Annotated in this window: 9 protein-coding genes and 2 pseudogenes; 8 read left to right on the forward strand and 3 right to left on the reverse strand. The window is 57.9% G+C overall.

The genetic code is table 11. The features are described 5' to 3' along the window. Positions 1 to 362, forward strand: a pseudogene (locus BDK61_RS22795) (ISH3 family transposase); the annotation flags it as partial. Positions 363 to 683: 321 nt separating this feature from the next. On the opposite strand, the gene BDK61_RS22805 reads toward BDK61_RS22795, so the two are convergent. Continuing rightward, a complete protein-coding gene (locus BDK61_RS22805) occupies positions 684 to 1,139 on the reverse strand; it encodes a hypothetical protein (RefSeq protein ID WP_121304953.1) in 456 nt (151 codons plus the stop codon). Positions 1,140 to 1,390: 251 nt separating this feature from the next. Next, positions 1,391 to 1,921 (reverse strand): ribbon-helix-helix protein, CopG family, encoded by a 531-nt coding sequence (locus tag BDK61_RS22810; RefSeq protein ID WP_167467427.1) that lies wholly within the window; start codon positions 1,919 to 1,921, stop codon positions 1,391 to 1,393. A 290-nt stretch (positions 1,922 to 2,211) separates the two neighbouring features. Between BDK61_RS22810 and BDK61_RS24100 the strand changes: the two genes are divergently transcribed. Together BDK61_RS24100 and BDK61_RS22820 are read left to right on the forward strand one after the other, a co-directional pair. Next, positions 2,212 to 2,859, forward strand: coding sequence for a 3'-5' exonuclease family protein (locus BDK61_RS24100; protein WP_121304956.1), 648 nt, complete (start codon positions 2,212 to 2,214; stop codon positions 2,857 to 2,859). Positions 2,860 to 3,078: 219 nt separating this feature from the next. Further along, the gene (locus BDK61_RS22820; RefSeq protein ID WP_121304958.1) at positions 3,079 to 3,861 is read left to right on the forward strand and encodes a homing endonuclease associated repeat-containing protein; all 783 of its coding nucleotides are present in this window, start codon (positions 3,079 to 3,081) and stop codon (positions 3,859 to 3,861) included. Here the strand turns inward: BDK61_RS22820 and BDK61_RS22825 are convergent. After that, positions 3,748 to 4,598, reverse strand: a pseudogene (locus BDK61_RS22825) (IS5-like element ISHma10 family transposase). The gene BDK61_RS22820 and the pseudogene BDK61_RS22825 sit on opposite strands and share 114 nt — an antisense overlap. 35 nt (positions 4,599 to 4,633) lie before the next feature. On the opposite strand from BDK61_RS22825, the gene BDK61_RS22830 reads away from it, so the two are divergent. The 5 genes from BDK61_RS22830 (at position 4,634) to cas7b (ending at position 12,714) form a co-directional block, all read left to right on the forward strand. Beyond that, entirely contained in the window at positions 4,634 to 5,140 is a 507-nt protein-coding gene (locus BDK61_RS22830; protein WP_121304960.1) for a homing endonuclease associated repeat-containing protein, read from the forward strand. Between the two features lie 663 nt (positions 5,141 to 5,803). After that, the gene (locus tag BDK61_RS22835) at positions 5,804 to 8,482 is read left to right on the forward strand and encodes a helix-turn-helix domain-containing protein (protein ID WP_167467428.1); all 2,679 of its coding nucleotides are present in this window, start codon (positions 5,804 to 5,806) and stop codon (positions 8,480 to 8,482) included. 189 nt (positions 8,483 to 8,671) lie between these two features. Continuing rightward, positions 8,672 to 9,478, forward strand: a complete 807-nt coding sequence (gene cas6 / locus BDK61_RS22840; protein ID WP_121304964.1) for a CRISPR-associated endoribonuclease Cas6 — start codon at positions 8,672 to 8,674, stop codon at positions 9,476 to 9,478. After that, positions 9,465 to 11,630 (forward strand): type I-B CRISPR-associated protein Cas8b/Csh1, encoded by a 2,166-nt coding sequence (cas8b, locus tag BDK61_RS22845; RefSeq protein ID WP_121304966.1) that lies wholly within the window; start codon positions 9,465 to 9,467, stop codon positions 11,628 to 11,630. The genes cas6 and cas8b overlap by 14 nt, the downstream gene beginning before the upstream one ends. Before the next feature lies 1 nt (position 11,631). Next, complete coding sequence (gene cas7b / locus BDK61_RS22850; RefSeq protein ID WP_121304968.1) at positions 11,632 to 12,714, forward strand: type I-B CRISPR-associated protein Cas7/Csh2; 1,083 nt, start codon at positions 11,632 to 11,634, stop codon at positions 12,712 to 12,714. Positions 12,715 to 12,716: the final 2 nt, after the last annotated feature.

Raw genomic sequence — 12,716 nt, forward strand, 5'->3', positions numbered from 1 at the left:
CGCGTCACGGCTACGCCGCTGACGCGCCCTTTATCGACACGCCACGAGATGCACGAGAGCACTACAGCAAGCGCTTCGGCATCGAATCAAGCTACCGATTAGCCAAGCAGAGCCTCGCTTTCACTAGTTCTCAGGATGCTGGACTGCGGTTGGTAATGTTTGTAGTGAGCCTACTGCTTCAGAACAGTTGGCGATATCTCCACTGGAGGTACGTGGCGGCGCCCCGCCGTGGGGGCCGCCGCCTCTTGCAGTGGTCGTTCACGGAGTTTTGCGAAATGACGCTCCGCGCAGCTTGGACAGCACTTGGTGTCCGCAGGACTGTTCCAGCGAACCAGCCACTTGACGACCGGTTCTTCCGGTAGCTGTCCATCTGTCCGGACAGCGGTCGTCAGTGGTGACACTGTCGCGTCGGCGGCAGTCCGCCGCCGACAGCGACGGTCCATCCCGAAAATCATGCTCACTAGCGGTTCGAAGATGCTCCACAGCTAGTTCGGTTTGGTTCACCGTCATCAAACGGGGTTACGCGGCTGTCGATGTGATCGACTGAGACTTACTCCAAACGGCGGTGGACGACACACTAGCATTGACCTTAGCTGATTATATATACAACCCCGGGGGTCCGGCTTTACACATCGCAAATGGGGGGTAGTACTTGTCGCAGCACACGTTCTGTCGGTCAGCAACTACGCTGTCGATGAATCTTCGTCGCCGGGCATCCCGAATACCTTCCACTTGGTCTTCGTCAGTAGGCCCGCCTCACGCCATTGCTGTTCGACGCGGCGTTCGTCCTCGACGTAGTTGGCGAGTTCCTGCATCTGATCATTTTTCGCGTTCGCTGCCTTCAGCTGGCGGCGGAGATCGTCAGTCCGAGCCTCCTGTTGCTCCAATTCTCTCTCCAGGTCGTCTACACGATCGCGGAGTTCTGCAGCCTCCGTCTCAGCGCTGTCACGCTGCTCACGAGTCGTCGCCAGTTCATCTTCGAGGGCATCAATGCGCTGCTGGAGTGATTCAACCTGTTCATACTGCCGTATGCACTCGCGCACAAACGCCGACTTTGATTCATACGCGCTGCCGTCCCCGACATTTGCCGTGACAGCTTCGCCGGATTTCTCGTCGAGTGAGACAGTCACCCGATCCATTATGCACACCTCATACCCGAGTATGCACGCTTCACACTCTAAATACCCGTCAGACAGATAGCTGACGCCTTTGACTGTCACGGTCAATTTGTCGGCTACTCAAACCCCACTGTTTCCGGAGAAAAACCACCAGACAGAGCGCAGTTTTTTCACTCGAAATGTGGCGTGTGAGGCGGAGGGCAACACCACTTTGGCTGGCGTCTGTGGGTTAGTACAATGTGCTAACTACTATTCCCGCTCGACTCTCTCATTCACAACTCGCTCAGATCGGCGTCCCATTTCCCGTGCCCGACCTTCTCGATGCCGTCGAGATCACCGAAGTAGCGGTTGATAGACTGCCACATTGATTCCGCACTCGCAAACGCATCGTCGAACTCGGGATACAGCGCCTCACGTAACTCGCTCGTCTGCATCGGCCCGTCCTCGACCAGCAGCGAAAAGACACGCACCACCGCCTGTTCCCCATGCTCGGTCGTCGGCGGTTGCCCCTCTAGCTGGGCCTCAAACGCCGCCAGTGCATCCATCTCGGATTCGTCGTCATCATGCCCGCCATCGACCGTGTCCTCTTCGAGCGCCGCCACACGCCCCTCAAGGTGCTCTATGCGGTCAAGAAGATCCCCACCATCCAGCACGCTATGCTCATCAGCTTGCACCAGTCCGGTGATTCGCGCAGTCTCGACAGAGTCACGGATGACCTTCGCCTTCGAGACACCACGCTCGTCAGCCTCCGCCTCGATCCACGCCGCCAACTCGCCGTCAACAGAGATTGAAAATCGTTGCACCAGTATTCACCACATCGGTTGTTATCGGTCACGTATAAAAAGCTATGTCGAACTGTGTTCACCACTCTTCACCAAAATGGTGTGTCTAGTGTATTCATCAAACTGCACCAAGCTGATGTATAGAGTCGGGGAGAGAAAGTGCATCAGTATTCACCGAAATGATGTAATACTGAGGTGAGAGGCAAGAACTGAGTGAATCTGGAGTGCCAGGAACGTCATGTTTCCGGGTTTAGAGACACTTTCACTCCGGTTGGCTTGCTCTTATGTCAAACCCTCCCGTACTGCTTTGTATGTCGAGCCTCGACCCAGTTGCGTTCGATATCGAGACGTCGGGTTTTCACGATGATGCTGTCATCACCGTCGCCGGCTTCGCACACGATCTCGGTGAATCGCTCATCTGCAACCTTGACGGGCGTACCGCCGACCGGAAGGCACTCGTCACGACGCTCGACGAACACTCCGAACGCACAGTCCAGCTCCAACTCGTCGACGACGAACAGGCCCTACTCGATGCCGTCGCGACGTTCGCAACCCACCAACTCGATGGCGACCGCCACTACCTCACCGCCTTCAACGGCGAAACTTGGAGCGGCGGCTTCGACCTGCCGTTCTGTCGCACTCGGTTCCTTCGACACGGAATGGACTGGCCGTTCGGCGACGTTGCCTACGCCGACATGATGCAGATCGTCGACCGCTTCGACACCAACGATCAGAGCGATCTCGTTGGCGTCTACGACGCCCTGATCGGTGACCAGACCTGTGACCCCTTCGATGACAGCGCAACGGCTGTCGACGCTTTTGAGAACGGTGACTGGCTCCCGCTGCTGGAACACAATTTGGCCGATATCCAGCGCACTCGAAAACTGGCCGACCTCGCTGCCCGGTTCGTCCCGAAGTCAGACTTCTCGATGAAGAATCTCGAACCCCCGCGTCGGTAGATTGCGATTAGTGCGATAATCACGATCAGAATACCCTAATACTGCGTTGCTGCCGACTATCCTCCAAACGACCAGAATCTAGTTTGACTCACTCAAATTCTCCAAGTGCTCACTTGAGGGTGTGGAATATGACCTTCAAAACACAAACTGAATGATCTGATAGGCGAGGTCGATAAGGTATAGAAACAAATTTTTGATCTTTGAGACTAACCGTCCAGCATGGGTCGGGATGACCTCATCGAGCATCTGCAAGACTTAGCCAAGGAACTCGGCAAAACACCCACCACAGAAGACATGCACGAACATGGGCAGTACTCTGCTCAGGCGTATTACTACTACTTCGACACGTGGGAAGAGACACTCGAAGCCGCGGGGTTTGAGTCGACCAAAACAACTCGTAGTGATCTGATCAAAGATCTCCAGCGGATACAGGAAACCATTGGAAACCCACCCTCATGGGCCGACGCAATCAGAGAACGCGGCAACCATCCTCTCTCCCAAATTTATTCGAAGTTCGGTGATATCGACTCCGCTCTCGATGCGGCCAATATAGACAAAGAAGAACAGTCTCTCATCAGTAAAGAAGAGATAACTGCCGAAATCTCGCGGCTGGCCACTGATGGAACACCCCCAACGGCTAATCGAATGGATGCGGAGGGTGCTTACTCTGCACGGACCTGCGGGGATCGCTTTGGAACGTGGAACGATGCTGTCCGCGCTGCAGGGTACGAACCGCTTGGAACATCAACCGAGTATTCCGATGAAGAACTTCTCACCGAGATAGCGCGTCTTGCCGAGGAGTTCGGGCGGCCACCGACAACGAGAGAGATGATCGAGCACGGAGAATACACTGCCTCGGCTCAATTGAATCCGGCGAATTTCGGCGTTTCAGAGTTCAATTGCCTGCTCCACGTTGTAAACGCCGGCTATGAGCGTTATCTCCCGGAACTGGCGGAACCAGTCACGCGCTCGGACGGCGGAGCCGTGCGAGCGCTTGATTGAGGAGTTGACGGACTCGGTCTGTGATCGCTGACCATAGAGCTCGTCGTCTATTCGGGCGTTGTGTGCGTGATCGTAAGGAGCGAAAACACGGTGCTTGATCAGCGGACGAATCCCGGCGTTTCGAAGCTCCTCACGGAAGCTCATGTCATCATAGCCTTTGTCAGCGGCCAAGCTTCGAAGGTCGCCCGCGTTCCGCAGGGCGACCTTCGGGCCGATCTTGGTTTCGTCAGGCCACTTCGTGCTGCAGTGTAAGTCAAGAATTGCTCCCTCAGCTGTATCTACGAGAAACGTCGTCTGGATCGTTTTGACGGAACGATCAATCCGTCGCAAGTAGTGAGACGATGCTTGCTGACGGTCGAAGTAGGTGGCATCAATTGCGGCGTGACCATTCTGGTCCAGCAGCTCCGCCGACCGGCGGAGCAGCTGTCGCCAGACAGTCATCGATGCCCGTTTGAACGCCTTACACAGCGTCGAAGGCGCGGGAAACTCCCTGCGTTGAAGGTTCAATACCGCTCGAACACGTTCCATCTCTTCGGCCCAGTCGATGATTTCCTCGTACTCCGCGCTCATGTGTTCGCGCAGATAGAGCAAGACTGCGTGCTTCCAGCCGGCAAACCCGTTGCCGGCTGGATCCTCAGTTCCATCAGCGCAGCGTCAGTAAGCTTTTGAGCGAGTGAAGCCACTTGCTTCACGAAGCGGAAGAGGGTGTTGTGCATAACATTACTCTCCCGCTTCATACCCGTGATTCTAACGACCTATCCCGGCGCCGTCTGTGGATTCAATTGAGCCCACTGCCTCTGTCTACTTTCGGCGGTTCGACTCTTGGAACGACGCGGTAAGTGAAGCCGGATTTATTCCTCACAAAGAGCGCCCCGAAGGCGGCGAGCAACGCATTCCGCCTTCGGAGTTACTCGATGAAATCGAGACAGTCGCAGATGAGGTTGGTGGGCGACCGACGACCGAGGATATGCTTGAGTATGGTACGTATTCGATAACGCCATACGTGAGGCGATTTGGCTCGTGGAACAACGCACTCGAACAGGCGGGCTTCAGTCCGTTCACTGGAACCACCGAGGATCTGTTCACACGGGATGAATTGCTCGCTGAGATTCAACGAGTGGCTCAACAGGTCGATCGGCCGCCGACAACAGAACAAATGAACGAACTGGGCAAGTACTCGACTTCCCCGTATCAACAGCTGTTCGGGTCGTGGGTAGAGGCTCTGGGAGAAGCCGGGTACGAACCGACGACCCACCAGCTCCGCCGATACGAGCCCTGAGACAGCAGCACACCAGCCATCGATAGGGCGACCGTCGCCGACGGCGATCTCGTCGCTGTCGTGGAAGCATGGCTCCGGTCCGGCGACGTGATCGACGTGATCGTTCTCGACGAACACGCCCGCAGCGAGAGTGCGACTGAACGTCTGCGGATGCAGGTCAGCGTGGAGGTGGCTCGATGAGGGCCTGCAAATCGTCAGACGCACGTCTGACGCAACCTGTTGCAATAGCCGACGTATTTAACACACAGCCGACCAAACCGATTCAACATCAAGCACAGAGAATATACTCACCGCTAATCGGTGAGAGGCAGGATGCCGGGGTCGTCCCACCGACCTCGGCTGAGAAGGTGATGAACGCCAACGATCTGTCGTTCTCACCTACTGTTTCTGACCGGGATAGAATAAGCGTTGTGCCCGAACAGCGAGAGCCATCTCTGCGCAGTTTGGGCCTATTCGTGTCGCCAGAGAGCCGTTAGAGGGTCGTACTCGACGCAAATGACGAGTATCACCGTTCGCCCCGAGGGGTCGATAGACTCCACAGTAGGTCTGAGGCTGGGTCCAGATGCCGTGTCCAGCCCGCGGGCTCTCAATCGTGCTCTCTGGGAGCCCGATACGCAACTCTCGGATGCACTCTTGACAGCGCTACGCCAACTCCTCGTGGGTGTGCCTCGCGACGAGTGGCGGGCGAAACTGATCGAAGAGTGCGGTGTCACGGCGCTCGCTGATGAGATTCCCGGCGTTGGTGCTGAACACCACTACGCAGCACTCGCTGCCCAAGCAGCCGACTCACAGTTGCAGTGGTTCCGGCTGTTGGAAGTGTCTCGCCAGCTCGGTGGCACAACATCTATCGGGACCCATTCATCGCTTGCTGATGTACTGGAGGGGCCGATCGCGGTGCTTGAAGCCGCCGACGTCCAGCCAACGCTTGCCGTTGACGTGCGTGAGCTGTGGGACCTCTCTCGGACCCAGCGCTCGTCGCTGATCGAGTTCCTTGTCGAATTGAGTGCTGGCCTCGACGTGATCCTGACTAACGCAACGCCGCGCGTCCAGCGTCATCTGCTGACCGAGTTTGATGAGGTCCTGCCGGCCAGCGTGACTCACTCCCTGGAGTCGCGCCTATATGGCTCCGACTCCGTGTCGACCAGAACTGCCCAGCGCCGCCAGCACGTCCGGGAGTTGCTTGCCGACCGTGGCGCACGCCACGAGGACTGGAAGCGTCTCTACGCCGTTGCAGACGCTGACAGAGAGCAACTGACCTACGACGCGCTGCAGAATCACACGCTCTTGGAGTGGGCCTCTCGTGAGGCGCTGCGCGCGTGGGTGAAGCGTATGGCCGACCTCGACTTGGTGAAATCTCATGGCTCCGGAGATCGGACTGTGCGGTTGCTGCCGGCGGGTTATGCGCTGCTGGACGAACACCCAGACTTCTCGATTGACTCGCCGTACGTCCCGTCTGCTGGCGGTTCGGGCCGTACTGACGAGAGCCAGCAGGGAGCGGGTTCCGGCCAGCGGGCCGATTCACCCGGCGTTACTGACCCCCCAAAATCTCAGCACAGTACCGTGTACACCCCAACTGCCGAGAGAGAAGAGGGGGACCGGCCCGACGGCGAGGCCGCGACCGCCACCCGCGGCGGCTCCAACACCGCGCCGACCGTCTCATTCCTTGACGGCCATATCCACGACGGGGCCGTCTCGGCGGCTGCTCCCGGTGAAATCGCGCTTTGCTCTCGCACGGTCGACTCGACTGGCGACTCTCGTGGGGTCAGCTACTCATTCCTGGAGGAACGCGATGAGATCGTTGTCGAGGTCGAAGCAGCCGGCTACCAGGTCCACACACTGGTCCGTCTCTGTGCGGCGTTACTCTCAGAACCGGCGTTTCAGCAGGTCTTAACGCAGAATCGGCTTGCTGGCGGGCCAGACCGCACCGGACTGGACGGACTCCCGGTGTCTGACCCGTATCTCCTCCGCGATGGGGGGTGTCTGGGCTATCTCCGGAATGAAGACGCTACCGCCGAAGGCCTCCGGTCCCGGCTTCGAAACGCTCGCGATGAGCTACTTCAGATGACGACCGACGTCCAGGGCAACGGCGACGAGAACGAGAGCCTCTCGACGGTGATGCGCAACGCCCACGGCCTGCTAGGAACCGTCTCCCGAATCTATGATATGCTCGGCATCGATATTACTCGCGTCCTCAAGATCCCTGACTGGGCGGTTGAAGATGGAACTCGCCGAGACAATCTCGCGAAGATGATCGCAATCCAAACTGCGGTGTCCAGCCGCTATGGGCTCTATTCCGCGTATCGAGTGCTTTACGAGGACCGCGAAGAGAAACGGTCTCAACTGCTCGCGACGCCTGACGTCGACGCAGCGGACCCAACCGGTGACACGACCGGCAGCTGGGTGCTTGCTGGCCCAACGGTTGACTCGATGCGACCCCACCTCGAGGATCTTGACGATCATCTGGATCTGCAGGACGGCGCCGATGGGTTCTCAGCGTTCATGCTGAATCTCGATATCGTCGATGGTGATCGTCGTGATGCCGTCGCCACTGCGCTGTCCCGGCAACTGAGCCTCAAATCGTTGAAACCGACCCGAGAGACGGTCTCAATCTTGCACGCCCTGACGAGCGGAACGTTCGCTGGGGCGCGGGCTGTCTTCCATCTCGGCGGGGAGGCGGACCAGCCACGGACCCTCACGACCGACGATCTCCGGTATGCGCTGTCGGAGCTGGATGTCGACGAACTCCTGCCCGATTTCGGCCCCCGGTCAATCTCCGAGGCTGTCGCGATACTGCTGGATGTCGATGAACCCCTGGCGACGGGTGACCTTGCCGACCTTCTGGATGTCTCGACACAGACGCTTCGGAACAACGAGACGTACTTTGCCGACCTCGAGGCCGCTGGCGTCATCCAACGCGAGGATCTTGGACCGGGTCGAGCGACGGAATGGCGGATTTGCTTGCCACTCGACGGTGAGGAAGGCGATTTACGGACTGCAACCCCTACCCCTGAGGTGGACACAACGGCCTACGGGCCGGCGTTCTCCGACGAAATGGCTGTTATCGCGGAAGTTCTCTACGAATTGGGGCACCAGGAGATCGACTACGGCGGTGAACTGACGCTGGCTGTGACAGGACGCGGTGATCGGTTCGACGAGTGGCTGGACCAGCACCCCAGTTCTCGACCGGTCTTGTCGCTGGTCGCTCACCTGCAGGGGACGACGCTGGACAAACTGACTACTGGGACCGAATCAGTGCGTTACCAACCCCCCAAATCGGTCGTGCTGGGGCTTGATCCCGATCCGACGACGACCAAGACTTCGCTCGTCAGTTCTGCAAACTAGAGAGCAATCCGCCGATCTGGACGATTCCCTCTGCGCGGTTGTAATTAGCGCGATAATCATGACCACCATATAAATGATGATTATATAAAAAATAAGCTTACCATCTCATATTCATATATACTTTTTTAACATTTGGACATATTTGTCTGCTTGTATGATATTTGAGGGTGAGTCATCCGTGTGCGTATAATGTGTCATATGTCCGCACGCGCGGATGCGGCTTACCAGAATGACTACCATCACAAGCTCCGAGGCCGGCTCTGGGATGCGCTTGAGGGGACCGACTACGACGGGCGGCACGACGTCGACGAACCACCGGGCTTCGCTTACTCGAACCCGTTCCCCCCACACGATATGCAGGAAGGTGACGACCGCAAGCTGTTGGTCGCCTCGCCCGACGAGGAACTACTTGCCAACGTGGCTGCTGACCTGCTCGAACGACCGGAACTGAACGTCGGCGAGATGCCGTTCCACATTAACGACGTCACTTCACTTGCGCCCGACGTCGGCGAGCCCGGCACGCGGGGAACGATTGAAACTGGGACCGGCCTACTGGTTCGGATACCACCGTGGCGCTGTGCCGAGTACGGTATCGACCACCCTGGCGGCGATACGGCCGTCTTCTGGCAGCCGGACCATTCGATGGAACCGCTTCGCAAGCAGTTGGAGGATAATCTTGATCAGAAACACGACCGCTTCGCACACGACCATTTGCCGGGGCCGAGCGACGTCGACGGTGACCTCTTCCATGGGTACGACTTCATTAAGACGTTCGCTGTCCCGGTGACAGTTACTGAGGGCCAAGAAATGACCTACGTCCTCAGTAAGTGGCGGTTTGACTACACGGTTCGTGACGACCATCATCGGCGGCATCTCAATCTCGCGTTGGATGTCGGATTGGGTGAACGGAACTCGCTGGGGCTCGGATTTATAAATATCACCGATAAGACGCGACCGGGCGAGAGCGAACTGGAGGGAAGCGATGCTTTCGCCTAACGAGTTTCAAGAGGAGTACCCGGCTAACGAACTAGAATCCAAGCTTCCGGATTCGCCTATTGGGTCACTCCGCGATCTCCAGTATCTTTACGGAAAGCTCTACACGCTTGCCACGACCGGCGGCGGCGAGTACGCCCCGTATCTCACGCCCGACGCAGCCAGTGATCTTGTCGATACCGATGACAGCCTGATCGTCGTCCGCGTCAATGTTTCGGGCGACGAACCACGGCTGGCTGACGACGATACCGGCCCGGTTCAGGTGAGGAGATACACGAAGGATATGATCCAGCAGATCGGACACTGCAAGTATCCGGCAGCGCGTGGCATCGACCACAGTGTGACCCACCAGGCTGGGAAAAACAGCGATCCAGAGAAGCTGGCCCGCTATGCGAAAGAGCGACTGATCAAGTGGGCTGTCGATGACGTGGTGACCGAAGCAGCAGACGAACATCCGAACGGATGGATAATCGAGCAACTCGCTGAACTCGGTGCGGACGAGACAGCACTTGAAACAATCGAGGAGACGATCATACGGAAACTGGGTGGGGAGTCAGCGACCTCGCTGCTAACGGTGCAGGTGAAAATCGATCCGGATGGCGAGTATCAGTGGCCCGGCGATCTCGACGTGTTCAACGAAGCGATGCGCCAGAGGAAACTCTCGAAACTCGTCACGAAGAACAAAGCGGACGATTCGTCCGGCGATGCGACCGATCTCGTTACGGGCCTCCCTGCTCGGACGGTTGGGACCTCCGAAGACCCACAGAACTATTTTCTTGGCAAACAACTCGAAAAATTCCCCGGCCTTGACATCGAAAACGCGTGGCGGTCCCATCCGATCTCTGAGGACGCCGCGATCACGGTAATGAACGCCGAGGCGTTCGTCGAGGCCTGTACGTATCGGACGTTCGGCGCGAAAGTGTACTATTTGCCCTACGTGTTCGGCCGACTGACGTCCGAGACGGTATACGAACTGTACGGCCTGCTGTACCGGGCCGTCGAGAGCGACGGGGACACGACACCGATTGAGGACGCATACGAGCGCCACAGCGAACGAGAGATTGACGACCGGACATTTCGGTTCTATATATCGGCAGTCATGCCACATCAAATGTCCCGGTACGACGTGTTCGGCGAGACACTGAACGGCCGACTTCACTATCCGAAGGAACTCGCCGCTACTCACAACCAATTCGTCAGGAATGTTTCGGCGTTCAACACCAATACTGAGTGGACAGCCCCACTTCCGACGAACGAAAAGTGGGACCTCCTCTCGGGGAGCGACGACCAGCTTCACGCCGTTGCGACCGGCTGGTACTTCTACCAGACGTTCGCCGAACGGGACGACGATGAGGCGGATGCTGACGATCCACGAATCACCGCACTAGTGAGCGTGCTGAGTGGCGAGGCCATCGGTGTCGACGTCCTGCTTGAAGAGTACGTCGACCGGATTATCGACGACCAGACCGACGAGGACGACCACGAGGGGTTCCCGGCGTTTCTGGTCGCCAGCCAGTTCGCCCAACTCTGTGCATTAGCCGATAACGGTCTCGACCTGCTGAAATCGTCCGGCCCGAGCAAAGAACCGATCACCCTCGAACCGAGCTACGCGACACATACTATGCCTTCGTTAGACGAGATACCCATCGCGGACGGGGGCCACCCCGCCGCCCCGAAACTCGAATCGTTCATCAATGATACACCCGCGCTATCGCCTGACCACGATAGAAAAGCGGGTTCAGTAACATCTCAGCGTCGTGGCGCGTTCCTCTTAGGCGCGCTCGTCGGTGATATCGGGAGCTATCAGGAGTACAGCGAGGATCGCTCGACGACGCTGGTCGACCAGTTCCCGGTCAAGTCGATCACCCGATCACGGATCAAAAAAGTCACTCAGGAGACGGTCGCCAAGACCCTGACCTACACGCGGAAGGAAAAGAAACAGCAGGGCGTCTATCCCGGAACGAAAGCCGAACATATCGTCGAACGTCTCCGCAAGACGATTCTCGATCCTGATCCGGACGACTGGGAGATCGAAACCGACGACCTCCGCTTCTACTACGCGCTTGGCGTGACCTACGGAATGAACGATCACCCCGATTGGAGCCAGATGGATAGCGACGCAGATGAGACGGCCGACATCGAGGAGGAAAACTAATATGTCCGACACTACCGACACCGTGACGAACCGATCAGAGATCGTCTTTCTGTACGACGCTGTCGACGCCAACCCGAACGGCAATCCCCTTTCGGGGGCGAACCGACCACGAATCGATCCCCAGACGCAGCAAGCAATCGTCACTGACGTTCGACTGAAGCGGTATCTCCGCGACCAACTCGACGACGACGGCCACGGCGTCTACATCCGGAACGTCCAAGAGGAGGGCAATCAGTTCACTCGCGGTGAGCTGCTTGAAGACCGCCTCAAAGCCGTCGATTACGATGACTACGATCTCGATGACGACGAGGAGGCAGACCAGTTCCGCGAGGATATCTTCGGCGAGTTCCTCGACAAGAGCGTTGACGTGCGCTACTTCGGCGCAACAATGTCGGTCGACACAGACGACGAATACGCGAAACATCTGCCGGATCACTTCACTGGCCCCGTCCAGTTCTCACCCGGAAAATCGATTCACGCGGTCAACGAAAACGAAGAGTACGATAGTCTGACGAGCGTCATTGCGACCCAAGAAAACAAGCAGCAGGGCGGGTTCGATCTCGACGACCACCGGATCCAGTACGGCTTGATCCGGTTCCACGGACTCGTTGACGAACACGGTGCCGAGGATACCAAGCTCACTACCGACGACGTTGAACGGCTCGATACGCTCTGCTGGCGGGCGATCAAGAACCAGACGATCAGCCGGAGCAAAGTCGGCCAGGAGCCACGACTCTACTGCCGCGTCGAGTACGCCGACGAGAGTTTCCATCTCGGCGGCCTCGATAGGGATCTTGAACTTGATTCCGACAACTCGAAGGCCGACGAACAACTGCGGACGGTCCGGGATCTGACACTCGATGTGGAGGGGTTCATCGACCGACTCGACAACGCGAGCGACCAGATCAAGCGCGTCAGGGTTGCCGCCAGTGACGTGTTGGCGATCTCTGCAGGCGGCGAACCCGGCGGACCGGCTGTCCTCTACGATGGGCTTCGAGAGGCGCTTGGACCGGACACCGTTGAGGTCGTCGATGTCTACGACGAACACACCACAACGCTTCCGACTGACAGCGACACTGCCTAACG

The organism is Haloarcula quadrata (assembly GCF_003634715.1).
In the GTDB taxonomy this organism is placed as follows: Archaea; Halobacteriota; Halobacteria; order Halobacteriales; family Haloarculaceae; genus Haloarcula; species Haloarcula marismortui.

Excerpts from the sequence above, each read along its gene's own strand:
- cas7b (WP_121304968.1), top strand. The coding sequence starts at position 11,632 with ATGTCCGACACTACCGACACCGTGACGAACCGATCAGAGATCGTCTTT.
- BDK61_RS24100 (WP_121304956.1), top strand. The coding sequence starts at position 2,212 with ATGTCGAGCCTCGACCCAGTTGCGTTCGATATCGAGACGTCGGGTTTT.
- BDK61_RS22820 (WP_121304958.1), top strand. The coding sequence starts at position 3,079 with ATGGGTCGGGATGACCTCATCGAGCATCTGCAAGACTTAGCCAAGGAA.
- BDK61_RS22805 (WP_121304953.1), bottom strand. The coding sequence starts at position 1,139 with ATGGATCGGGTGACTGTCTCACTCGACGAGAAATCCGGCGAAGCTGTC.
- cas8b (WP_121304966.1), top strand. The coding sequence starts at position 9,465 with ATGCTTTCGCCTAACGAGTTTCAAGAGGAGTACCCGGCTAACGAACTA.
- cas6 (WP_121304964.1), top strand. The coding sequence starts at position 8,672 with ATGTGTCATATGTCCGCACGCGCGGATGCGGCTTACCAGAATGACTAC.